The sequence below is a fragment of the Gardnerella sp. c17Ua_118 genome (assembly GCF_055804255.1).
Map to the genome: position 1 here is coordinate 1,243,698 of NZ_JANUYT010000001.1, position 24,541 is coordinate 1,268,238.

21 protein-coding genes are annotated in these 24,541 nt (G+C 44.3%); 1 reads left to right on the forward strand and 20 read right to left on the reverse strand.

Annotated features, from left to right (window positions below):
• Nucleotides 1-69: 69 nt before the first annotated feature.
• The 4 genes from NYP69_RS04925 to NYP69_RS04940 all read right to left on the reverse strand — a co-directional run bounded on the left by NYP69_RS04925 (nt 70) and on the right by NYP69_RS04940 (nt 3,902).
• Nucleotides 70-1,428, reverse strand: coding sequence for a ClC family H(+)/Cl(-) exchange transporter (locus NYP69_RS04925; RefSeq protein ID WP_116689897.1), 1,359 nt, complete (start codon nt 1,426-1,428; stop codon nt 70-72).
• 131 nt (nt 1,429-1,559) lie between these two features.
• Entirely contained in the window at nt 1,560-1,979 is a 420-nt protein-coding gene (locus NYP69_RS04930) for a fluoride efflux transporter FluC (protein ID WP_018632995.1), read from the reverse strand.
• Nucleotides 1,976-2,533 (reverse strand): fluoride efflux transporter FluC, encoded by a 558-nt coding sequence (locus NYP69_RS04935; RefSeq protein ID WP_415680882.1) that lies wholly within the window; start codon nt 2,531-2,533, stop codon nt 1,976-1,978. Before NYP69_RS04935 ends, NYP69_RS04930 begins: the two co-directional genes overlap by 4 nt.
• 67 nt (nt 2,534-2,600) lie before the next feature.
• A complete protein-coding gene (locus NYP69_RS04940; protein ID WP_020757985.1) occupies nt 2,601-3,902 on the reverse strand; it encodes an adenylosuccinate synthase in 1,302 nt (433 codons plus the stop codon).
• Between the two features lie 309 nt (nt 3,903-4,211).
• On the opposite strand from NYP69_RS04940, the gene NYP69_RS04945 reads away from it, so the two are divergent.
• On the forward strand, nt 4,212-5,165 hold the full coding sequence (locus NYP69_RS04945; protein ID WP_473410686.1) for an Abi family protein: 954 nt from the start codon (nt 4,212-4,214) through the stop codon (nt 5,163-5,165).
• Between the two features lie 95 nt (nt 5,166-5,260).
• Here the strand turns inward: NYP69_RS04945 and fbaA are convergent, their stop codons facing one another.
• The 16 genes from fbaA to clpB all read right to left on the reverse strand — a co-directional run bounded on the left by fbaA (nt 5,261) and on the right by clpB (nt 24,393).
• Complete coding sequence (gene fbaA / locus NYP69_RS04950; protein ID WP_016636068.1) at nt 5,261-6,316, reverse strand: class II fructose-bisphosphate aldolase; 1,056 nt, start codon at nt 6,314-6,316, stop codon at nt 5,261-5,263.
• A gap of 76 nt (nt 6,317-6,392) precedes the next feature.
• The gene (locus NYP69_RS04955) at nt 6,393-6,779 is read right to left on the reverse strand and encodes a chorismate mutase (RefSeq protein ID WP_473413081.1); all 387 of its coding nucleotides are present in this window, start codon (nt 6,777-6,779) and stop codon (nt 6,393-6,395) included.
• Between the two features lie 7 nt (nt 6,780-6,786).
• On the reverse strand, nt 6,787-7,284 hold the full coding sequence (locus NYP69_RS04960; protein ID WP_004132301.1) for an Lrp/AsnC family transcriptional regulator: 498 nt from the start codon (nt 7,282-7,284) through the stop codon (nt 6,787-6,789).
• 303 nt (nt 7,285-7,587) lie between these two features.
• Nucleotides 7,588-9,501 (reverse strand): transcription termination factor Rho, encoded by a 1,914-nt coding sequence (gene rho, locus NYP69_RS04965; RefSeq protein WP_473412996.1) that lies wholly within the window; start codon nt 9,499-9,501, stop codon nt 7,588-7,590.
• 206 nt (nt 9,502-9,707) lie between these two features.
• The gene (locus tag NYP69_RS04970) at nt 9,708-11,327 is read right to left on the reverse strand and encodes an NAD(P)/FAD-dependent oxidoreductase (RefSeq protein WP_016841732.1); all 1,620 of its coding nucleotides are present in this window, start codon (nt 11,325-11,327) and stop codon (nt 9,708-9,710) included.
• A gap of 103 nt (nt 11,328-11,430) precedes the next feature.
• On the reverse strand, nt 11,431-11,745 hold the full coding sequence (locus tag NYP69_RS04975; RefSeq protein ID WP_004105898.1) for a DUF2469 domain-containing protein: 315 nt from the start codon (nt 11,743-11,745) through the stop codon (nt 11,431-11,433).
• Nucleotides 11,742-12,713: a GNAT family N-acetyltransferase gene (locus tag NYP69_RS04980; protein WP_473412997.1), complete on the reverse strand. Its 972-nt coding sequence runs from the start codon at nt 12,711-12,713 to the stop codon at nt 11,742-11,744. The genes NYP69_RS04975 and NYP69_RS04980 overlap by 4 nt, the downstream gene beginning before the upstream one ends.
• Nucleotides 12,714-12,889: 176 nt before the next feature.
• Nucleotides 12,890-14,389: an Asp-tRNA(Asn)/Glu-tRNA(Gln) amidotransferase subunit GatB gene (gatB, locus tag NYP69_RS04985; RefSeq protein ID WP_473412998.1), complete on the reverse strand. Its 1,500-nt coding sequence runs from the start codon at nt 14,387-14,389 to the stop codon at nt 12,890-12,892.
• Between the two features lie 32 nt (nt 14,390-14,421).
• Nucleotides 14,422-15,963: an Asp-tRNA(Asn)/Glu-tRNA(Gln) amidotransferase subunit GatA gene (gene gatA, locus NYP69_RS04990; RefSeq protein WP_473412999.1), complete on the reverse strand. Its 1,542-nt coding sequence runs from the start codon at nt 15,961-15,963 to the stop codon at nt 14,422-14,424.
• A 2-nt stretch (nt 15,964-15,965) separates the two neighbouring features.
• Entirely contained in the window at nt 15,966-16,262 is a 297-nt protein-coding gene (gatC, locus tag NYP69_RS04995; RefSeq protein WP_004114131.1) for an Asp-tRNA(Asn)/Glu-tRNA(Gln) amidotransferase subunit GatC, read from the reverse strand.
• A 135-nt stretch (nt 16,263-16,397) separates the two neighbouring features.
• Nucleotides 16,398-17,387, reverse strand: coding sequence for an ABC transporter permease subunit (locus NYP69_RS05000; RefSeq protein ID WP_473413000.1), 990 nt, complete (start codon nt 17,385-17,387; stop codon nt 16,398-16,400).
• On the reverse strand, nt 17,384-18,388 hold the full coding sequence (locus tag NYP69_RS05005) for an ATP-binding cassette domain-containing protein (protein WP_473413001.1): 1,005 nt from the start codon (nt 18,386-18,388) through the stop codon (nt 17,384-17,386). Before NYP69_RS05005 ends, NYP69_RS05000 begins: the two co-directional genes overlap by 4 nt.
• Before the next feature lie 133 nt (nt 18,389-18,521).
• Nucleotides 18,522-19,328 (reverse strand): TrmH family RNA methyltransferase, encoded by an 807-nt coding sequence (locus NYP69_RS05010; RefSeq protein WP_473413002.1) that lies wholly within the window; start codon nt 19,326-19,328, stop codon nt 18,522-18,524.
• 56 nt (nt 19,329-19,384) lie between these two features.
• Nucleotides 19,385-20,233, reverse strand: coding sequence for a type I phosphoribosyltransferase (locus tag NYP69_RS05015; protein WP_064346762.1), 849 nt, complete (start codon nt 20,231-20,233; stop codon nt 19,385-19,387).
• Nucleotides 20,234-20,290: 57 nt separating this feature from the next.
• Nucleotides 20,291-21,631 carry a DNA recombination protein RmuC gene (locus tag NYP69_RS05020; protein WP_473413003.1) on the reverse strand — a complete coding sequence of 447 codons (1,341 nt, stop codon included), beginning with the start codon at nt 21,629-21,631 and terminating at the stop codon, nt 20,291-20,293.
• A 167-nt stretch (nt 21,632-21,798) separates the two neighbouring features.
• Nucleotides 21,799-24,393, reverse strand: a complete 2,595-nt coding sequence (gene clpB / locus NYP69_RS05025) for an ATP-dependent chaperone ClpB (RefSeq protein ID WP_473413004.1) — start codon at nt 24,391-24,393, stop codon at nt 21,799-21,801.
• Nucleotides 24,394-24,541 lie beyond the last annotated feature (148 nt).

The following is a 24,541-nucleotide window of genomic DNA, read 5'->3' on the forward strand; positions in this document are numbered from 1 at the left end:
GTTGCAAATCCGCCAAAAAGTTATCCACATTGCTGTTTTAGCGTATTTTTGTATAAGCGTATAAGCATATTAGCGCACGAGTTTTGGATTGGAAGCCATGTACCTTTCCAGAAGTTCGCCATAGATTGGCTTAGTGTGCAAAATATCGGATACAAGAAGCGCAATAAAAGCAGATGCAGCAACTGGAAGAGTGTGAATCATTGTTCCCGACATTTCTACAGTTAGCAAAATCGAAGTGAGCGGAGCTTTTACAGAAGCCGAAAGCGTGCCAGCCATAACACAAACTGTAAAAATTGGCATTAGCTTTGCGTCAATGCCAAGAATCGGAATGCTTATTATTGTGCGAGAAGCAACGCCGCCTGCAAGTGCTCCAACAGCAAGAATTGGCATAAAAATTCCGCCAGGCGCTCCGCATCCAAAACTTGTAGAAGTAAATAGCATTTTTGCAACAAACAGAATACACAAAAGCGCTATGCTTGCTTTTCCATATTCAGAGAGCTTAACAAGATTCGATCCTCCGCCAAGAACATCTGGCAAATATAAGCCAACAGGAATCGCGATTAAGCATGCTATAGATACAGGAGCCCACTTTGGCAAATATTTATACATCGTTTGCAATCCAAGTAAGGATCTATTCATTAAAGAGCCAATAAGTCCCGCAAAAATGCCAAGCGGAATCAGCCAAAAATGAAGCGTCATTGGCAAGTCTGGAATCTTTCCAAAGTCTAAAACAGGCCGAAGTCCAAAGCATGTTTGAGACACAAAGTCCGCGCAAATAGATGCAGCAGCAGCTCCCATAAGAACTGTAGAAGACAATCCGTGTTGAACTTCTTCCATAGCAAACATAAGCCCAGAAAGTGGAGCGCTAAATGCTGCAGATAAGCCAGCTGCAGCTCCAGCGGTTACAACATAGTGTTCTTGCGTATCGTTTTTATTGCCTTTTCTAAAAATGCGAGACATCATTTGCGCGCCGCAAGCTCCGATTTGAATCGAAGGGCCTTCGCGCCCAAGAGATAAGCCAAATAGCGAACCCAACAATCCGCCTACAAATCGAACAGGCAAAATAGTGTTCCAACACATTTTTAGACCGCGCTGAACGTATCCAACAACTTGTGGAATGCCGCTTCCAGACGCCATGCTTTCTTTGCGACTCATCCAGCCAATAAAGAATCCAGCAACAATCGCAAAAGCTACGCACGGCACAATCCAAAGCATGTTTTGCAATATTCGCACATACATCCATCGCGCAAAATCGGTTCCGTACTCAATCCCAAGTCTATAAGTTGCTACAAGCGCTCCCGAAACAAGGCCAACAACTACGCCTGCAAGAACCATCTTCCATCTAAGATGCTTAAGTGTTTTAAGAATGCGATCCGAAAAGTCGCGCAAAAAGTCGCGTATAAAACCGCCTACGTTCTTTAAAGTCACAATAAACCTATTCTTAAATCAAATCGCAAACAAATACACAAAGCATTTTAACATTTTAATAACACAATAAACGTTAATTAATAAAATACATTAATTAATAAATAAAATACGTCAATTAATAAAATTAAAAACTAAGACTTTAGAAGTAAAAACATTACAAAACACGGTCCAGCGTATGCAATAAATGCGCACAAGAATGGCACTATTAGTTCGCTAATAAAAAGACATAGTCCAAGCTTGATTTTCTTTAGCTTAAACAGGCTTACGACTTCTAAGATTGCGGTTGAAAACGTTGAAAATCCACCTAAAAATCCCAATGCGCACGTGTAGATAATAGTCGAAGCAAAAGTTAAATCGTATATAATCGAAGAACTTAAAAATACAACTAAGCCCATTATAAAAGACGCAAAAGCGTTGATTAGCAAAGTCGCGATTGGAAAATCATGGTTATAAACGCGCCCGATTGCGTCAGATATTGCGCAACGAAGAACGGCGCCAAGTCCCGCAAAAACAAGAGGCAGCCAAAAAAGAACGTATGCGTAAGACATCATTTTGCACCGCCCCTGTTAGCGTCTATTTTATTGATGGCGTTTGCATCACCAGCATTTTTTACGCTGCCATTGCCTTTAAAAGCAAAAATTTTATCTCCAATTAGACTCCCAACAAGCACTGCTAAAACGCCAAGAACCATAGACAACGCCATAATGGCAATTACTTCTACAATGTTCATTGCAGTAAATGCGGAATGCGCGCCCTCAAAGGCAAAAGTAGACATTGTTGAAAGTCCGCCGCAAAATCCTGTGCAAAAGCCGTATTTTATTAAGTCTTTATTTTTGCTGCGCAATCTATTTGCTACAAGCGAACTTACTAAAGCAAGAATAAAACATGCTAAAACGTTAGATAAAAGAGTTGCAAAAGTAAAGCGGCTAAAAAGCATAGAATATCCCGAATCCCAATGCATGCCGTACGTAAAAACGCCTATTTCACTACGCACAAAAGCGCCAAGCAATCCGCCAATAAAAACAACAAAATAGATTTTTAATCCAAGTGTTTTATGCTGGCGCTTTTTAGGCAAGTCTGGGCGATTTTTTCTCGGAACACTCATATTTTTAGCCGCCTTAAATCGCATTTAATATGTATTTAGTCAACTATTTAGTCAGCATTAATAGCCACTAATCAATCAGCGAATGAACGCTAATAATGTGATCGCGCTGAGGGCCAGTGCCAATTGCAGAAATGCGGCATCTGGAAAGCTCTTCCAAGCGCTTTACGTAGCTTTGAGTGTTTGCAGGCAAGTCTTCAAACTTGTGCACTTTAGAGATATCTTCGCTCCAGCCTGGAAGCATCTCGTAAATTGGCTTAGCGCTAGCAAACAAAGACTGATCTACTGGCATCTCGTCTACGCGCTCAACGCTTCCGTCAGTTAAAGTTACATCGTAAGCTACGCAAACTGGAATCTCTTTTAAGCCAGTCAAAACATCTAGCTTTGTAAGAACAATATCAGTTAGGCCATTTACGCGAGTTGCATAGCGGCTAACAACAGAGTCAAACCATCCGCATCGGCGAGGGCGACCAGTAGTTACGCCATATTCGTGACCCTGCTCGCGCAGCCAATCGCCGCTTTCGTCCAAAAGCTCTGTAGGGAATGGGCCTTCGCCAACGCGCGTAATATAAGCCTTAGCAACACCGATTACGCGATTAATGCGAGTAGGACCAACGCCCGTACCCGTGCAAGCGCCTCCAGCTGTAGGATTAGAAGACGTTACAAATGGGTATGTTCCGTGGTCAACGTCTAGCATAGTTGCCTGGCCGCCTTCAAAAAGCACGGTTTTACCATTTTCCATTGCCTGGTTTAGCACAAGCGAAGTGTCGGCAACGTATGGCTTTAAGCGCTTTCCAAGTTCTACGAGCTGGCTTGTAACGGCATCAATATCAATTGGGTGCTGGTTGTAGAGCTTAACAAGCATTTGATTCTTTTGATGCAAGCTGGCTTCTACTTTATCTCGCAAATGATCCGCGTTAAACAAATCGTGTACGCGAATTCCAACGCGATTAATCTTATCGGCATAAGTCGGTCCAATTCCGCGACCCGTTGTGCCAATCTTGTGCTTTCCAAGGAATCGCTCTGTAACTTTATCGATTACGCGATGATAAGGCGTAATAACATGCGCAGACTCGCTAACAAGCAACCTCGAGCAATCAACACCACGTGATTCTAGCGCGTCAATCTCTTCAAAAAGAACCTCTGGGTCTATAACAACTCCGTTTCCAATAACAGGAGTTACATTTGGGCTGATTATGCCGCTAGGAAGTAAGTGCAATGCGTAAGATTCGTTTCCTACAACAACAGTGTGGCCAGCATTATTGCCGCCATTAAAACGCGCAACAATATCTACCTTAGAACCAATTAAATCAGTTGCTTTACCTTTGCCTTCGTCACCCCATTGAGCGCCAATAAGCACAATTCCAGGCATGCCGCACCTCCATTTTTTGGGCTAACATTGCCCAAATAAACACAATTCCTACGTGTCAAGATTAGCGCAAAGCCAATACCGAATAATGCCAAATAATGCTGATGCGAGTTAGTTTGCTTGAGCAAATCGAAGCTAGACGCAAGCAATACGAGTACTATCGCGATCAACTCCTAACCTTTAAGTGTGCCTAATGTAGTTATGCACAATTTATGTAAAGCAAACTATAAAAGCGTATTTAGTATTAGAATTTATATAAATTACATTCCTAGTGAGACTCGCCGAAGAGATTGAAGATTGAGGAGGTAAGAAATGTCTGCTAAACTTGCCAGTAATAGCAGCCCCCTAAGCCTACTAACAGTGCTCAAACCTGGGGGTTCTTCTTGTTTTTCAGCTGATTCAAAGCCTCCAAAATCTATTGACGATATGATTCAACTCATGAAAACTCGAGAATTAGTAGTTACAGATGAAAATAATTTTAAAAGTATGCTATATAACTGCAACTACTATAGATTATCTGGGTATTTTCGAGTGTTTCAAGTCGATCCTTCTTCTGGCAATAATCAGTTTAAGCCAGGTAGTAAAGATGTTGATTTTCTTGTGCCGTACAAAATGGATGAAGAATTGCGAACAATTATTCTTAAAGGTACCGCACAAGTAGAGTTAACATTAAGATCTAGATTTGCATATCACGTTGCAAACTCTGGAGGAGCATATACATACCTCAATTCAGATTCATATATTAAAAAGTCTAATATAAGCATAAATAATCTTTTATCTAATATGAATAAATGGCTGGAAAAATCTAACGAAGTTTGTATAAAACATTATAAGAGTAAGAAACAACCTATACCAATATGGGCTGCTGTTGAAGCTTTTCCATTTGATACTATTTCACGAATGATTTCTTTGTATAAAGATACTAATGTGTTGCGAAAACTTTTTGATTCAATGGGGTTAAAAACAGAAATTCGTAAATCTTCTGAATCAATCCATTCAATAGTGTACTTGCGTAATTTGTGTTCTCATCATTGTAGGTTATGGTATAAGGAAACTGTAATATCGACTCCTTCAATTCGTGATGTTAAAAATTCTTCTTTATTAAACGGTTATACAGATAAATCTATTGCTGCAGCATTAGTAAATTTAATGTATTTAGTATCAAAAATAGAAAACAATCATAATTATGAGACTGAAATAAAAGAATTTCTGAATAAAAATGAAGAATATAAAAATGGAATATTTAACCATTTACATTGGAGATAATTTAAATTTGTAGAATATGCAATGCGTTATGCGAGTAAGCAAGAAAGCTGGGTTATAGACACATTTGGACTATAACCCTAATATTTGCGATTACACTATTTTAGAGCTTTTCCAGCAGAGCCTAGCTGCACGCATGCTTCAACAACACGCTGAGCCATTGCTTTTTCTGCTTCTTTGCCCCAAGACCTTGGGTCGTAAAGCTTCTTTGCGCCAACTTCGCCGTCGATTTTAAGAACGGAATCGTAGTTGTGGAACATGTGGTCGGCGATTGCGCGCGTAAAAGCGTATTGCGTATCTGTGTCAATATTCATTTTTACAACGCCATATTTTACAGCTTGCGCAATTTCTTCGGCTGTAGAGCCAGACCCGCCATGGAACACTAGCAAGAATGGTTTTGTTGGCACGCCAAACTTGCGATTACACAAATCAAGCTTGTACTTGTTGTATACAGCGCTTTGAATATTGTCTAGTAATTGCGGCCTAAGCTTAACGACGCCTGGCTTGTAAGCTCCATGAACGTTTCCAAACGTAAAAGCGGCCATGTATTTTGCGCGGTCCTCTAAACCTAATCGCTCAACAACGCGCATAGCATCTTGGGGAGTGGAGTACAGCTTTTCGTCAATATCTGCTCTGTGGCCGTCTTCTTCGCCGCCAACTGCGCCAATTTCAATCTCTAAAATCGTGCGTGCTTTTGCAGACTCTTCCAGTAATTCTTCTGCAATGTCTAGATTGTGCTCAAGCTTAACTGTGGAGCCATCCCACATATGCGACTGAAAAATCGGCTCTTTGCCATTTGCAACTTGATCTGCTTCATAAGCTAAAAGTGGCCTAATCCAATCGTCTAAATAGGCTTCTGCACAATGATCTGTGTGCAATGCAACCGTAATGTTTGGGTATTGTGCAGCAACTTGATGCGCGAATTGCGCAAATGCGATTGATCCAACAACGCGATTATTTACGCACTGGCCAGAAAAATATGCGGATCCGCCAACAGACACTTGAATAATGCCGTCGCTTTGTGCTTCGGCAAATCCTTGTAGTGCTGCGTTTAAGGTCTGTGTGCTAGTAACGTTAATCGCAGGGTAGGCGTATCCACCTTTGCTGGCTGCATCAAGCATTTGTGCGTAACGTTCAACGGTTGCAATAGTCATATTTTTATTATGACTCTAAGCGCGCATATTTTTTATATTTTACTATATTTTTTACTATTTTTGATTAAATTTGTATTTATTTTTGACTATTTTTGATTTCTTGATGGCGTTTTTTTGCCGCCGCTACTACAAAATGTAGATACTCTAGCGCGATTTCTTCTTTTAATCCAGATTCTTCAGCAATTTTTTTAAGTCGATTCGCCTGGCGATTTTCCCTAGACTTATCTTCTGTAGCAAGATTTGCGCGAGCTTTTATTTCTCCGACTTTTTCCGTAACTTTAAAGCGCTCTGCTAGAAGTGAAACAATTGCATTGTCAATATTGTCAATCGACTGACGCAGCGCAAAAATCTCATTCATTGAATCGTTGCAATCGTTGCAATCACTATAATCGTTGCAATCGTTGCAATGCGATTCATCAAAATGTTCGCGCGCGTCAATCGACTCTTTAGAAAAGTTGAACATGCTATTTTTAGTCAAAATAAGTTTGCAAAACCATTGTTGTTTCTGTGCTAACTGGAACAACACGATGAATTGTGTTGATTAGTTCTTCTAGCTTGCTAGGAGTTGCAACGCGAACAACAAGCATAAAGCTTGGGCTTCCAGTAATCGAATAGCACGCTTCAATGCCGTCAATGTCTTTCAACTTGGTTGGAACGGAAGCTTCTTGCTCAAAATCAAGAGGCGTAACCGCCACGAATGCGCTTACTGGCAAGCCTCTGCGCTCGTAGTCAATCAAAGCGCGATATCCAGTTATGATTCCTTTGCGCTCGAGCTTTTGAACTCTGGATTGCACAGCGGAAACAGACAGTCCAGAAGCTTTAGCTAGCTTGGTTAATGTTGCACGGCCATCGTGCTCAAGAATATCTACAATAATTGCATCCGTAGAATCTATCGGAGCAACTGTGCTCGCGCTGGTTTCTAAGCCAGAAGGAATATTATTTTCAATCCTATGAGAGTTTCCCGTCATGCGATCTCCATCCTCATATAGCGCCACCAAAATCTTTGTTTTGCTTCTTCGACTTTAGCTGCGCCCCCTGCAGTCTCTTCAATCGTATCGTATTTTTTAATGAAAAAGAACAAAATTAGATAAAAAATCACGGTTTTTCACATTATTTAACACATGTTTACATATATAAACTTTTGACCATTCCATTTTTTGTATGTTTTTGTATGTTTTATGTATGAGATTATTAAAAATGCCTCCCGATTATTAAATCAAGAGGCATTTAATTTAGATTTTTATTTTATATGTAAATTTTACGCGAAAACTTTATGCGATTGCGCCTGTTCCGCCATTTGTGGAATTGTTGGCTTGCTGAACAATAGCCGCAAGAAAATCGCGATTAGAAGCGGTCTTCTTTAAGCGCGGAACCAAAGTCTGATAAGCCTGTTCTGGCTCCAGTCCGCCGAACAATCGCCTCAAGCGATAAATAATCGGCAACTCTTGAGCAGGAGTAATCAACTCTTCGCGGCGCGTGCCAGAAGAATTAATGTCTACAGCTGGGAACAGTCGCTTATCTGCCAAATCGCGGCTCAAACGAAGCTCCATGTTTCCAGTGCCCTTAAACTCTTCGAAAATAACTTCATCCATCTTTGAACCAGTTTCCACCAAAGCAGAAGAAATAATAGTCAAAGAGCCGCCATTTTCAATGTTTCGTGCTGCGCCAAAGAACTTCTTAGGAGGGTAAAGTGCTTGAGCGTCCACGCCGCCAGAAAGAATACGGCCAGAAGCAGGAGCAGCAATATTGTATGCGCGAGCAAGGCGAGTCATGGAATCAAGAAGAACAACAACATCTTGGCCAAGCTCTACAAGCCTCTTAGCGCGCTCAATCGCAAGCTCTGCAACAGTAGTGTGGTCTGATGCTGGGCGGTCGAATGTAGAAGAAATAACCTCGCCCTGAACTGTGCGCTCCATGTCGGTAACTTCTTCTGGGCGTTCGTCTACAAGAACAACCATCAAATGTACTTCTGGATTGTTAACAGCAATTGCGTTAGCAATATTTTGCAAAGTGATTGTTTTACCAGCCTTAGGAGGCGAAACAATCAAACCACGCTGACCCTTGCCAATAGGTGCCACAAGATCAATGATTCTGCCAAGCATGCGATTTGGCGTAGTCTCTTGCTTTAAGCGTTCATTCGGATACAAAGGTGTGAGCTTAGCAAATTGTGGGCGATTTTGAGACTCTTCTACGCTCATGCCGTTAATGCTGTCAACGCTTTGCAAAGGAACGAACTTTTGACGCTGATTCCTGCGATCTCCCTCGCGAGGAGCGCGAATAGAGCCTTGAACCGCATCTCCCTTGCGTAAGCCGTACTTTTTGATTTGGCTCATAGAAACATAAACGTCATTTGGGCCAGGCAAATAGCCAGAAGTACGCACAAATGCGTAAGATTCAAGCACATCTACAATGCCAGCAACTGGAACAAGCTCTTCTTTTGGCTCTTCGCGACGTGGAGCTTGCTCGTGAATCTCGTGCTCTTCGCGAATCTCGGAGCGTTCCGCACGTTCAGTACGTTCCGCTTTAGAATCGTAGTCGTCTCTAGTGCGTCGCGTTCTGCGCTGGAATCTATCAGATCTTTCTGCTTTAGAAGTGTAATCATTTTCTTCGCTAGAGCGAGTAGACATACGCATTCTGCGCGATTCCGAGTTGCGGTTAGCGTTTGGAGCAGAAGACTTTTCGCTTGGCAAAGTGGCAAGAATCTGATCTAAATTAGCATCCACTTCGTCTGTTTTAGCAAAATTACTACCATTATTTTGCTCAGCGTTTACGCTTGCATTTGTACGAGCGTTATCTTCTCTCGTAACATTTGCAGAGCCTTCTTTGCGATATCGATGAGTCTGATTTTCGCGCGCAAAATTGCGATTACGCGTCCCACTATTTGCATCGCTTGAATCAGAAGAATCATTAAAATCGCGATTCGTGTCAATGCTCGAGCGGAGTTCAAAAGAAGATGAATTGTTTTGCGTTTCGTCGTCGCTTTGAGAAACACGATTTATTCGTAAAGTGCTTTTAGGAACATGAACGCTAACACCAGCTGGAGCATCCCCACCATTGCGCGCAGCAGTTAGCGTAGCAACCAAATCTGGCTTGCGCATTGTAGACGTACCGCGTAGACCCATTTGCTTCGCAAGATCCTTAAGCTCCGAAAGCTTCATATCATCAAGATTTTGGCTTGTTGCCACAGTTATGCCTTTCCCTAACTCCAAGATAGATTGCTTGGAGCTTTACGTGGAAGATTACGGAAAATCCGTTGTGAATATAACGACAAACACATATCAATGTGTATTAGTCGCTGATAAATGTATGCTACTACACTCGTAAGACTCACAACAACACGCGCGGCAGGGTATGCACTATATGTGCGATATACGCGAATACGCTACAGACGCTACTTCTTTTCGTGATACGATTTTTCGGTATTAACAGACCAAACGTTATCTTTAGACTTCTTACCACTATTGATGTTTTGAACAGCTTCGATAGCAGTTGCCATTGAGTGATCCTGGTTATTGTAGCGATGCTGGCCATTTCTACCAACACAATACAAGTTGCCAAAACCGTCTAAGTACTTAACAAGATCAGGCATTTGAGCGTAAGTATCAAAGTAAGCAGGGTAGGCCTTTGGAACGCGTTCGCGATGAGCATCTAAAACGTCGTCTTCGCTGTCAATAACTTGCATGCGAATCAACTCGTCAATTGCGTTTTTGCGAGCTTCTTCGTCGCTCATATTCCAAAAATCGTCGCCTTCGCTGCAGAAGTATTCAAGGCCAATCCAAACGGTATTATCAACATCTTTAACGAGGTAAGGGCTCCAGTTGTTAAAGATTTGCAAGCGTCCGACCTTGTAGCCAGGGTCTTGAACGTAAATCCAGCAATCTGGCACAATAGGAGGGTTGCCAAGCGTTGGAATATCTGTAGTGTTGCGCAAACGCATGCGCTTAACAAGCAAGCCAACAGTTACAAAATCGCGGTAAGGCAAGCCTGCTGCAACTTTTTGCAAGTCTTGTGGAACTTCTGCATTTGCATCGCCATTCGCGCCTTGCTCAATAGATGCAACCAAATCTTTAATTGGCATAGACGAAATAAACTGATCTGCACGAAGCTCACTGCGTTCGCCATTTTGATTTTCAACAACAACACTGCAAATCTTGCCATCCGCTTGCTTTACGGCAACAACTTTAGATCCTGTTAAAACAGTGGCTCCATTTTCGCGGCAGCGGCGTTCAACGGTCTCCCAAAGCTGACCTGGACCAAGCTTAGGATACCAAAATTCTTCAATTAAAGAAGTCTCAACTTCTTTCTGACTTGCATTATTCTTAGGCATAAGCTTAGAAATAGCGTTCTTCAAAACTTCAACAATGCTCAAGCCTTTAACGCGCTGAGCGCCCCAATCGGCAGAAATCTGGCTTGGATGCCTTCCCCAAAGCTTCTCGGTGTAGCCCTCAAAGAACATGGAATACAACTTTTTGCCAAAGCGATTAATGTAGAAGTTTTCGAGGTTTGTTTCTGGCAACTTGTGAATCATGGACCAAAGGTAGCTAAAACCAACCTTCATTGTTAGCACAAAGCCCATAGATCGCAAGGTGGATGCCGAAAGAGAAATAGGGTAGTCGAAGAAATGATGATTCCAGAAGATTCTAGAAACACGATGACGCTTAAGCATAACTTCATCTTCGACTTCCGGGTCTGGGCCTCCAGCCTCTAAATCGTGATGCCTGCCAAGCTTCTTATCGTCGTAAGAAGGAGCGCCCTGAAGAGGCAACATATCTCGCCACCATTGCATAATGCGATCGTCTTTAGAGAAGAATCGGTGTCCGCCAATATCCATGCGGTTTCCGTTGTATTTTACGGTGCGAGAAATGCCACCAAACTCGCTGGTTGCCTCAAGAACAGTCACATCGTAGCGGCTAGAGCCGCCATCTTTTACAAGCTCCCAAGCTGCCGTCAACCCTGCCGGACCGCCACCAATAATCACTACAGATTGTTTCTGGGATTGTGTATCAGCCAATTTTCCTCCATAACTAAAAACCGCTTTATAAAGTCAAAAACGCAAAATTGCAAGCACGTATTTATACTGAAATCTAAATATAAGCTTTACTATTATACTCTTATCACGCGATAGATTCTGGAATATCAATATCTGTTTTTTGTACTTCTTCCACATTTACGTCTTTAAACGTAACAATACGAACGTTTTTTACAAATCGCGAAGGTCGGTAAACATCCCACACCCAAGCGTCTGTTAATTGCACGTCAAAGTACACGTCTTGACCTGCGGAGCGCACGTTAAAATCAACCTTATTTGCCAAGTAAAATCGGCGCTCTGTTTCTACAACGTACGTAAAAAGCTTAATAACGTCACGATATTCCTTGTATAACGCAAGTTCGGCGTCTGTTTCGTAATTGTCGAGGTCTTCGGCGCTCATTGCTTCCCTTCCGTTGGCGTGATTGGCGTATTTGATGTAGCTTTATTCGCTGCGTCGTCTTCTTGAGCACGCTTGCGGCCTCGTCCTATAATACGCCACCATGCGCGCTTAGAGGAATTATCCGTGTGCTTAACACTATGCTCGGCCTTATCGGCCGTTAACGACTTGCGCGAATCGCCATTTTTAACTGGGATTGCAATCGAATGTTCGTGCGCGCTTAAAGCTTCGCAAACGCCAGGATTATCTTCAATAACGTGTAGTCCAAAAGCGTCTAGCGAGCGAATTGCATCGTACTCGTCTACAAGAGTGTCCATTACTACAAAATCTTGATATTTTTGGCTTTGAGAATCCCACAAAGCGTCGCGAGATGTTCCAGTTTTCATAAAGCCAAGCGACTGATATACCGAAAGTGAGCGCGCGTTTGCTGCAGGAACACCAACCCAAATCCTGTGTAAAGCAAGCCCCACCTCGCTTGGCGCAAAACCGTAAGTCATAACTCTAGGCATTGCATCCCTAGAATACCCACGACCCCTATAGTCGCGTCCTAGAATCACCTGGATCCTAGCGGATTTAGACCAACCGTCAATGTCAATTAAAAATATCATTCCAATAATATTGCCATTAGCGTTTTCGGAGTCATCAATAAAATCTGGCACAATTGACCATGCGATTGTTGGGCGCGATTGAGCGTCGCCAGCGGCGGCATACTGATTAGATTTTGCCTCATTGATTCCAGCCGAAGACCATTGCACAGAACGATTTACCCAAGCACGAACCATAGCGCGCTCCGATTGCGAATCTTTGCCTGTTATAACGGCTGCTCCATCAAAAGCGTGCAATGCGTCCATTTGCGCCAAATCTTCGATTGTTGCTGGCCTAAGACGCGCCATTTCGCCGCGGATTGGTGGAATCGTAATATTTTCTGGCAACTCGCGGTGGCTTGTAGAATCAGCATTGAATCCTTGCATATTCACCTTTTTCGTACAATCGACTTACGTGTTACAAAGCTTACAAAAAGCACTACAAAAGCAGTAAAAACAGCGTTATAAAATCGCACTTTTTGCACCCTATACAATGCTATAAAATACAAAGTTAAAACGCAAAGTATAAAGCGCAAAAAGTGCAAAGTAAAAGCTAATCTAAACTAGCCTTTGATTTTTGCCATTACAATCTTAGTAACGGCCTTAGCGTCTGCCTGACCTTTAGTCGCACGCATAACGGCGCCAATAATCGCGCCCATCGGCTTCATATTTCCAGACTTAAGCTTTTCGGCAACCTCTGGGTCTGCTGCAAGAGCAGCGTCAACAGCGGCTTCCAAAGCGCCATCGTCGTTCATAACCTTAAATCCGTGCTTCTTAACAACTTCATCAGGCTTACCCTCGCCAGCCAAAACGCATGCAACAGTTTGCTTAGCAAGCTTATCGTTAAGATTGCCGCTTGCAATTAGCTTTTCAACTTCAGCCACATCTTGCGGAGTAATAGGCAATTCTTCCAAAGTTACGCCACGAGTGTTTGCTTCGCGAGCAAGCTCACCAAGCCACCACTTTTTAGCACCAGCAGCACTTGCACCAGCCTTAACGGTTTCTTCAACCAAATCAAGAGCATCCGCGTTAAGAATATCGCGCATTTCAAGATCGCTAATACCCCATTCGCTTTGCAAGCGGTTGCGGCGCTCGCGAGGCATTTCCGGCATCTCGGCCTTCATGCGCTCAATATGCTCTTTAGTAATGTGAAGCATAACCAAATCAGGATCTGGGAAGTAGCGATAATCGTCGGCGTCGGACTTTACGCGGCCGCCAGCAGTAGTCTGAGTTGCCTCATCCCAGTGACGTGTCTCTTGCAAAATCTCGCCGCCTTCGCTCAAAATAGCAGCCTGACGACGAATCTCGTATTGCAGCGTCTTTTCAATTCCACGGAATGTGTTCACATTCTTAGTTTCAGAACGCGTACCGAATGGATCGGTTGGCTTTCTGCGAAGCGAAACGTTTACGTCTGCGCGCATATTGCCCTGCTCCATGCGAGCGTGGGAGATGTTGAGAGCGCGAACAATATCGCGAATAGCGCGCATGTATGCGCCTGCGATTTCTGGAGCGCGGCTGCCAGCACCTTCGATTGGCTTAGTTACAATCTCAATCAAAGGCACGCCTGCGCGATTGTAGTCAACCAGAGAATGATTTGCGCCTTCGATTCGGCCATCTGCGCCGCCAACGTGAGTGTTCTTGCCAGCGTCATCCTCAATGTGAGCGCGCTCAATCGGAACGCGGAACACAGTGCCATCTTCCAGCTCAACATCCAAGTAGCCGTTGCCATTAGTAGGCTTATCGTACTGGGAAATCTGGTAATCGCGAGGCATATCTGGGTAGAAGTAGTTTTTACGAGCGAACTGGCTCCACTCGGCAATCTCGCAATGCAACGCTAAGCCAAGCTTAATCGCGTAATCAACTGCAGTCTTGTTTACAACTGGCAAAGAGCCTGGCAAACCAAGGCTTACAGGTGTTAGCTGAGTGTTTGGTTCGCCGCCAAAAGATACTTCCGCTGGGCAGAACAGCTTTGTGCGCGTGCTAAGCTCAACGTGAGTTTCCAAGCCGAAAACTGGGTCAAATTGCTCCACAGCATCGGCGTATTTCATAAGTTTTTCAGCCATGAGAATCCTTCTTACTTAAGCTTTATTTCACTTTACTTAGCCAATGAATCGAGCCAACCAGCTTTAAGCGACTTCCAGATTGGGCCGCTCCACTTTTCTTCGAGCGCTGCTTCCAACGCTGCTGCAGGCTTGTACATCTTTTCATCATGGCATTGCGGAGCAATAATCTGAATGCCAACAGGCAAGCCATCATCGCTCAAGCCAGCTGGGAGGCTCAAAGCTGGAACGCCAGCCATGTTTGCAGGAATCGTAGCAATATCGTTCATGTACATGGAGAGTGGATCGTTCATCTTCTCGCCAAACTTAAATGCCGTTGTAGGGCTTGTTGGAGAGACTAGAACATCTACCTTATTAAACGCTTCTTCAAAATCGCGAATAATAAGCGTACGAACCTTTTGTGCAGAGCCATACCAAGCGTCGTAGTAGCCAGCGGAAAGTGCGTAGGTGCCGAGAATAATACGGCGCTTTACTTCGTCGCCAAAGCCAGCTTCGCGAGTTGCAGCCATCATGTTTGCAGCAGTTTGAGGCTTATCTGCTGGTGGCATTACGCGCAAACCGTAGCGCATTCCGTCGTAGCGAGCCAAGTTGGAGCTAACTTCGGAAGGCATGATTATGTAGTATGCAGATAGCGAGTAAGGGAAGTGAGGGCAGGAGACTTCTGTTACTTCTGCGCCCATATCTTTAAGCAATTGCACAGCCTCATTAAAGCGTGCTTCAACGCCTGGCTGGAAGCCTTCGCCGCTAAGCTCCTTAACAAGACCAACCTTTACGCCCTTCAAATCACGGCGAGCACCCTCGCGCGCAGCCTGAGCCATTGGAGGAACAGGAGCAGGAATCGAAGTTGAATCGCGTTTATCGTTGCCGCCAATGATTTCTTGCAAAAGTGCAGAGTCAAGAACGGTACGAGAAACAGGGCCAATCTGGTCAAGCGAGCTTGCCATGGCGATTGCGCCAAAACGGCTAACTCCGCCGTAAGTTGGCTTTGCGCCGACTGTACCAGTTAAAGCGCCTGGCTGGCGAATGGAGCCACCAGTATCTGTACCCAAAGCAATAGGAGCCTCAAATGCAGCAACAGCAGCTGCAGAACCGCCGCCAGAACCGCCAGGAACGCGCTCGGTATCCCAAGGATTGCAAGTGGTTTGGTAAGCGGAATGCTCGGTAGAAGAACCTTGAGCAAACTCATCCAAATTAGTCTTGCCAAGAATTGGCATGCCAGCTGCCTTGAGCTTTTCAATAACAGTAGCGTCGTAAGGTGGAACCCAGCCTTCAAGAATCTTAGAGGCTGCAGTAGTAGGAATGCCCTTAGTAACAATCATGTCTTTAATGGCAATTGGAACGCCTGCAAGCTCAGGTAAGCCTTCGGCTTCGCCATTAGCATTCTTTTTATCAAAGGCATCTGCTTGTTCAAGTGCAACATCTGCAGAAACATGCAAGAATGCTTTGATTTCTGGTTCGGCTGCTTCGATTACTGCCAAGTGAGCTTCAACAAGCTCGCGGCTAGAAGCTTCTTTAGCTTTTACAGCTTTTGCCATATCGGCAGCAGAAAGCTTTACTAAATCTTGAGTATTAGTCATGTTTATTCCTCCCCCAAAATTCGAGGTGCTACAAACATGCCAGACTCACTTCTAGGAGCGCCAGAAAGCGCTTCTTCTTGAGTCAATGGCGTAGCAGGCTCGTCTGGGCGCAAATACGCTTCAAGAGGTACTGGATTTGCAGTAGGTGGCACATCTTCACCAGCAACTTCCTGCACTTTGTTAATAGATTCTGCAATGACGTTTAATTCGCCTTGCAAGCGACTGATTTCTTCGTCGCTAAGCGCAATCTGGGATAGAACGCCCAGATGCTCAATTTCTTCGCGTGTGAATGTTGGCATAACCTCAACTATATGTGTGATGCGTGACCTTTGCTATAGCAAAAATTATGCAAAAAGGGCTTTATCTTGTAGTCAGTTACGAGATAAAGCCCTTATTATTTTTGCAAAATATTATTTGCAGAATATTTTAATATTTTAGATATCGCGGTGCTTTTCAACAACGTGGCCAATTGCATACATGACTACGCCCCAAGCGAGAACCACCAAGCCTGATTGCCACCATGTGAAAATATATGCGTTTGGTGGAAGCTGTGCACCCGCATTAGGGGAGCCGCCCAAGAATTTCCCCACCGCTGTGGCTGGCAAAAGCTGTATAAGTATTGAATTCCACTTCGCGAAATTGCTTGCAAACATAATAATGCTAAGAACACTAGGCAAAATCACCACGGCTCCAATAACGCACATAATTCCGCCAGCAGTTGACTTGCAAATCATGCCAAAACCGTACGCCATTGCTGCTACAACAACCATAATTGCAGGAGATCCAAGAAACAGCGTAAGAGGCAATTTCCACGCGTTGCTTCCAGATAATCCAGAAGTGCTGTCTCCTATAAAAGCTAATTCTGCAGCAGCTAACGAAACTGCCATTGCAATAAGTTGAACCACAAAAACGTAGATTGCAACAGCAATAAACTTAGCCGTAAAAAACATACCCCTTCTAGGTACAGCAGTAAGAGAAGCCTGAATCGAAGTTGTAGAATGCTCCGCGGTTACAGCGAGCACTGCAAAAATCGACAAAACAATCAAAAATACAGAAGCAAAACTAATAACTAAGTGGAAAATGCTATCTTGAGATGCAATAAGGCTGCCTTTATTGCTCGGCCCAACAGTAATTGCAGCGCTTGATCTACCTTGATTTGCTCCATTCTTAATGTCAACTTTAGACATTGCTTTTTGCACAATCGCGATAATAAAGCTGAAAACTACTGGCAAAACAATAGCTAATGCCATGCACCACCAAGTGGACGCAAGTCCACGCAACTTAACAATCTCAGATTTAAGCGTGTGCATAAATGTAAGGCGCAAGTGCTGAGCGTTCATGCTGCGACCTGTTTTATACGCGTTAGACTGATGTGCGTTAGATTCAGAAGATTGCACTTGTTGATTTGCTACTTGCTCACTCATTTTGCACTCTCCTTATTGTTAGATTGCTCTACGTTTTGTTCACTCGGCTTCGAGCCGCTGCTAGGAACAGCCTTCGTTACATACTGCTCTTGACCGTGTGTAAGAGCCAAATATGCTTCCTCAAGTGACGCGTGCTCGTAATTAAGCTGATATACCAAAATTTGATTATCCGCAATTTCGCGAGCAAGCTGATTAAGCTCACATCCTGTTATTCTAAAAAGTTCGCCTTCTTGAACGTCTTGAGGCGTGCGATTATCTGGCAAAATCTTGCATTCAGGATTATTTTGAGCAAGCACAGACTGTAGTTTTTCGCCTTCTGGAGTTACAAGTCTCACAGCGTGCTGCGAATGCGCGTCAACAAAATCTTGAACCGTTGTGCGCTCCAAAATTTCGCCATGCGCAATAATCACAAGATTATCTGCAGTAAGCGCAACTTCGCTCATTAAGTGCGAGCTAAGTAGTATTGCACGGCCTTCGCTTGCGTAATACTTGCACAATTCGCGAACCCACTTAACACCTTCTGGATCTAAGCCGTTAATTGGCTCGTCCAAAATAAGATTGTGAGGGTCTGCTAAAAGTGCCGCAGCAATAGAAAGACGCTGACTCATACCGAGCGAGAAGGATCCCGCTTTGCGGGTTTTAACACTTGATAATCCAGTAATATCAATCACTTCGTCAACGCGCTTTTTTGATATTCCATGAGTTAAAGCCAATGAATACAGGTGATTGTAAGCCGTACGGCCCCTGTGAGCAGACTTTGCGTCAAGAACTGCTCCAACTTCCGTCATTGGAGAGGCAATTTTTGCGTAAGGTTTGCCGTCAATAAGAGAAGTACCACTATTGGCATGAATAAGATTTAACGCGCAACGCATGGTGGTAGATTTACCAGCGCCGTTAGGGCCCAAAAAGCCAGTGACTTTACCGTCTTCGGCAATAAAAGAAACGTCGTTAAGCGCTGTTTTTTCGCCAAAACGTTTTGTAATATGTTGAAATTCTAACATAAATTAACAATATCACAAATAAAAAAAAATACACCTAAAATGTAAGTGTTTATGAGTACAGGCTGCTGCGTTTTGATTAATATTTTTGTTGAGATTTTGCTGCTGAAATTTTAATTACGATTTTAATTAATATTCAGCAATTTGGTGCTGCATGCTGCGCAATCCACGCGTGCATGGAAACAGCCGCAGCGGCTCCTGCGTTTAGCGAGCGAACAGAGCCAAATTGCGAAATATAAACAACGTCATCCGCCATTTCTAGCGCTTTTTTAGAAAGACCCGGACCTTCTGCACCAAAAAGCATAAGGCAACGTTTAGGGAACTTGTAGTTTTCCATAGCAACAGCGCCTGGAATAATATCGAGCGCTATAACGCGAGCGTTTTTAGCGTCTTGTTCCTGCGTATTTGCGATTTTTTCGGCTTCTTTATTGCCTTCTGCTTGTGCTTTCAGCAAAAGTTGATGCGCTTCTTCTGCTTCTTTAAGCATATCTTCGCGCCAATTAGTCACTAGAGTTTCAATCGTTGGGCAGCACTCAACGTATTGGTAAAGCTCAGTCATTAACGAGCCTTTGCGATTCCATTTATGAGGCCCTACGATATACACTTTTTTCGCAGTAAATGCGTTTGCAGTGCGAACCATAGAGCCTATGTTGAAATCGTGAGTCCAATTTTCTACAGCTACTTCAAACTCATGACGGCCTTTAGAATCGAGATCCGCTTTTATGGCTTCTACTTTCCAGTATCGGTAGCGGTCTAGGACGTTACGCTGGTCGCCTTCGTCTAGTAATTCAGTGCTAAACCGCGCATCATAATTTGGCGATTCTGGATTATCTGGACGAGGCTCACCTGGATGCTCTTCTTCCCACGGGCCAACTCCTATAGGTCGGAATTCTGGCTCATCGGAAGCTTTTGCAGCCAAAGTAATTGGATTCGGTTCGTGCATGTATAAGTTTTGCTCCGTTAATACTTTTGCTTAGTATTGGCATCTAGTCTTTGCAACTAGTCTTGGCAGCCGTCAGTTGCGCAATCTCCTGTGCAACCTGACTTGCAGTGACCGCCACAGCAGTTATCCTCGCAGCATGGCTCAGTGCAACCATCATGAGCACAATCACCAGTGCACTCTACCTTGCAATGGCCACCGCAGCAGTTATCTTCACAGCATGGCTCAGTGCAACCATCATGAGCACAATCACCCGTGCATTTAACCTCACAATGACCACCACAGCAATGATCGTTGCAGCAATCTTCGTGATCTGCATCTGCACGTAATTCTTCTTCACCGAAAGCTTGAACAAATGCCATTTTAGTACTCTCCTCACTTATTGGATTTACTAATTGAAGATGCCTTGTGCCTTGTTCGTCGGCGTCAACACCACCAATTAATGCAACTATAGCAAGAATTTGCGCGCCTTGCTGATGAACAATGCCAAAATCAAGACTTAATTCATTTCCGTGTCGTAAAGTCACAAGCGAAGAAGTTTGAACATACGATTTTTCAGAAAGCCAAGAATCAAGCAACAGCACTCGCTTGCCTTTAACAGACGGACCTTTTGTTGCAGGGAAAACAAAATCCATAACAAAGCCGTCGAGTGCAATTCCTTTACGTTCTGCAGCATGAATAAGAGCAAAAACCATTGGAACAGCAGCAGCAGTTAACGCACCAACAGCGTCAACATCGCGCTCTAACGAATACCCAGCTTTCTCAATTGCATCAAAAAGAACATCACCAACTAGCTTAGAGCCGCGCTGAGCAAATGTAACAGAAAACAGTTCGCTAAATGGTTTCGCACTCATATCCGAACAAAGCATGCGTTTAAGTTCCGCGCGTTCCTCTTGTAATTCTGCCATTTTTGCACTCCTTAGCGTCAAAGTTCTTCAATTTTTGATGCTTTAATGTTTTTATGCTTAACGATCTTCTACTGATACTTCTGGAGCGCTCAGCTCTTTAACATCAGCTTTATCAGAATCTATAAGATCTATTGAAGCAATAACTTTACTTTGGTCTAACTTCTGAAGTTTACGCGCTGTTACCAACACTCTAGACTCAAGCGAAGAAGCAAACTTATTGTAAGCTGCAACTGTTCTTGCCAAAGATACGCCAAGTTTTGAAGCATTTTCTCCAAGAACCGCAAAGCGATCGTACAATTCTCTAGATAAATCGAAAAGTTCTTTTGCATCATCTGTAAGACTTTGCTGCTGCCATGCGTACGCAACAGACTTAAGCACAGCCCACAAAGTAACTGGTGAAGTAAGTGCTACTTTTTGCGCAAAAGCATCATCCATAAGCGTTGGATCCGCTTCAAGAGCCGCCTGAAGCAACGCTTCGTTTGGAATAAATGCAACTACAAAATCTGGCGCTGTTTCAAAAGCCTGCCAATATGCTTTAGCTCCTAATGCTCTAACGTGCTCTCGCAAAGCCTTAGCGTGCGCTTTTAGAAGCTCACTTCTTCTAGCTAATTCTTCGTCGCTTGCGTTATCTGGGATTTCGCAAGCGCGCTGATAATCCGCATACGGAACTTTTGCATCAACTGGAATTGTTTTGCCTCCTGGCAGATGCACAACCATATCTGGCCTCTGCTGTTCGCCATTTACTCCCGTTACAACAACTTGCGTATCAAAATCAACATGCTCAAGCAAACCTGCAGATTCCACAATATTCTTTAGTTGAGCCTCGCCCCAAGCTCCGCGAACCTTATTATTTCGCAATGCTGCAGAAAGCGAACTTGTTTCGCGGTCAAGCCTTGCTTGCTGATCGCTTAAGCCTTTAAGCTGAGTGTTCAGCGCACCCATTTCTTGCTTACGCCCTTCTTCAATCTGCGAAACTTTATTCTTCAAAGCTTCGAGATTGTCTTTTACTGGAGCAAGCGCTTCCAAGACTTTGCCTTGCTCTTTCAAAGTTTTCTCACGATTTAACCGTTCGCGTTCTTCTCGCTCTGTGCGCAATTGCTCTTCGCGATTTACTCGCAATTGCTCTGCTTGCTGCGCTTTTAACAACTCAGACTCAACAAATTTCAATCGCTCAGCAAGCTGCTCTGCTTGCGTGCGATATCGTATAGCCTGATTGCCATTTTCTTGCGCTTGAGCGCGCGCTTGCTCGTACTGCGAGCGCAATTCGTTAAATTCGCGTTGACTTACGCCATTAACGCCTTGCGTTCCATAGTTGCGCTTAACAATAGCCAGCACAACAATGGCGGTTATTACAACAGCAACCACCATTAAAACAAACATCACAATACTATCGAACATACGTTCTATTAAACACTACTGGTTTGACTTTTGAAACAAAACTAGACACGCGCATTATTGCATAGAAAAATAAGCGTTATGCAACAAAAATAGCGCGCTGTCTACTGGAAAATAATCCAATAAACAGCACGCTTTGTTTTATTTGGCTACATTAAATAATGCATATATTACGCAATCTTGAGAGTTACATGGTCGTCGTTCTCTGCACAATCCGCAACTACGTGAGCGCCATCATGCACCTTGCCAGAAAGCAGCAATCGCGCAAGCTGATCGCCAATTTCCGTTTGAACCAGTCTACGCAACGGACGAGCGCCGTAAACTGGATCATAGCCATGCTCCGCAAGCCAAGCGCGAGCAGAGTCATTCACATCCAAGCTAATGCGGCGATCACTCAAGCGTGCAGCCACTTGACAAACTTGAATATCCACAATTCCACTAAGCTCTTCGCGGCTCAACGGATGGAACATAACAAGCTCATCCAAACGGTTGATGAACTCTGGCTTAAACTCAGCGTGAACAGCGTTCATAACAGCCTTGCGTTTAGCAGCATCGTCCAAGCCTTCTTGCACAAGGAATTGCGAACCCAAGTTTGATGTCATAATCAAAATCGTATTCGTAAAATCAACCGTTCTACCCTGACCGTCAGTCAAACGACCATCGTCCAAAACCTGCAACAAAACGTCGAATACTTCTGGATGCGCCTTCTCAACTTCGTCAAAAAGCACTACAGAATACGGACGCCTACGCACAGCTTCAGTAAGCTGGCCGCCTTCCTCGTAGCCAATGTATCCAGGAGCAGCACCGATTAGACGAGAAACGGAGGCCTTTTCCATGTACTCGCTCATATCAATGCGAACTATTGCGCGCTCGTCGTCAAACAAAAAGTCAGCAAGAGCCTTTGCAAGCTCCGTCTTACCAACGCCAGTAGGGCCCAAGAACAAGAAGGAACCGGTTGGGCGATTCGGGTCTGCAATTCCAGCACGGCTTCTGCGCACAGCATTCGCTATAGCCTGAATTGCTTCACTTTGACCAACCACACGCTTAGAAAGCTCCTTTTCCATGTTGAGTAGCTTCTCATTTTCGCCTTGCATCAAGCGGCCAACAGGAATGCCAGTCCATTCGCTAACGACTCCAGCAATAGAATCGGCATCAACCTGGTCTGGAACCATCGGCTCTTTCGCTTCACTCTTAGCATTAGCAGCCTCGGACTCCGCTTCTTCCAATGCTTTTTGAATGCTTGGGATTTCGCCATACAAAATACGGCTTGCTTGTTCCAAGTTGCCTTCGCGCGTGAATTTGTCGGCTTCTACGCGCTTAGCGTCGAGTTGCGCTCGCAAATCACCAACCTTATTGTGACCGGCCTTTTCCGCATCCCAACGCGCCTTCAAACCAGCAAGCTTTTCGCGCGAGTTTGCCAATTCTTCTTGCAACTTTTCTAAGCGTTCGCGCGCAGCAGCATCTTCCGCCTTCTTTAATTGCATTTCTTCCATTTCAAGACGCGTAACTTTGCGCTGCAATTCGTCGATTTCTTCTGGCTGAGAATCAAGTTCCATACGCAAGTGAGCTGCCGCTTCATCCACCAAATCAATCGCCTTATCTGGAAGCTGTCTGCCAGTAATATAGCGGTTTGAAAGCGTTGCTGCAGCTACGATTGCATCGTCACTAATCGTCACCTTATGATGCGCTTCGTAACGTTGCTTAAGTCCGCGCAAAATCGTCACCGTATCTTCAACAGATGGCTCGCCAACGAATACTTGCTGGAATCTGCGCTCAAGAGCGGAATCCTTTTCAATATGCTCGCGATACTCGTTAAGCGTAGTTGCACCAACCAAGCGCAGCTCACCTCGCGCAAGCATTGGCTTAAGCATATTGCCAGCATCCATTGAGCCTTCTGCAGATCCTGCTCCAACAACAGTGTGAATCTCGTCAATAAACGTAATAATTTGACCGTCTGATTGTTGAATTTCCTTCAACACTGCCTTTAAGCGTTCCTCAAACTCGCCGCGATACTTCGAACCTGCAACCATCGAAGCCAAGTCGAGACTGATAAGACGCTTGTTTTGCAAAGTTGTAGGCACATCCCCTGCAACGATTCGCTGAGCCAATCCTTCTACAACTGCCGTTTTGCCAACGCCCGGCTCGCCAATTAGCACAGGATTGTTCTTCGTGCGGCGAGAAAGAATCTGAATCACGCGACGAATTTCCTGATCTCGCCCAATCACAGGGTCAAGCTTTCCCTCGCGAGCGCGCGCAGTCATATCAACAGAATATTTTTCAAGCGCTTTGTAGTTGCCTTCCGCGTCTGGGCTTGTAACTTTCGCACCACCGCGTACAGTTGGCACAGCCTTGCGCAACGCATCTGCAGAAACATTGTGCTTTTTGAAAATATCCGCAACAGCATTCGGCGCGCTTGCAACCATGCCAACAAGCATGTGCTCCGTAGAAACGTATTCGTCTCCCATTGCGCGCATCTCTTTTTCTGCCTGGCTTAGCGCAGCCAAAAGCTGACGACTTGCATCTGGCTTAGTCGTAGTTGAGCCAGTAGATGAAGGCAATGCCACTAATGCATTGCGAATTTCAGCACCGATTTGTTGCGCGTCCGCCCCCGCCTGAGCAATAAGCGCGCGTACCACTCCATGCTCTTGGCGAAGTAAGGCATCTGCCAAATGTAACGTATCAACTTGCGCATTGCCAGCTGCCGCCGCGCTTTGCACAGCATCGCTTAATGCATCTTGCGCTAAGGTTGTAAACTTTTGTTCCATATTTACCCCCATTTGCACCGCTATTCTGCGGATTTTAGGTGATTTGCGTGCGATTTTTGCAATTACACTCAAACCACATTCTGTCAATTTCTAAAACTTGAGTCTACTACACTCAAGTTTTGTTTTCAAGATGTTTGTGGCGTTTCCT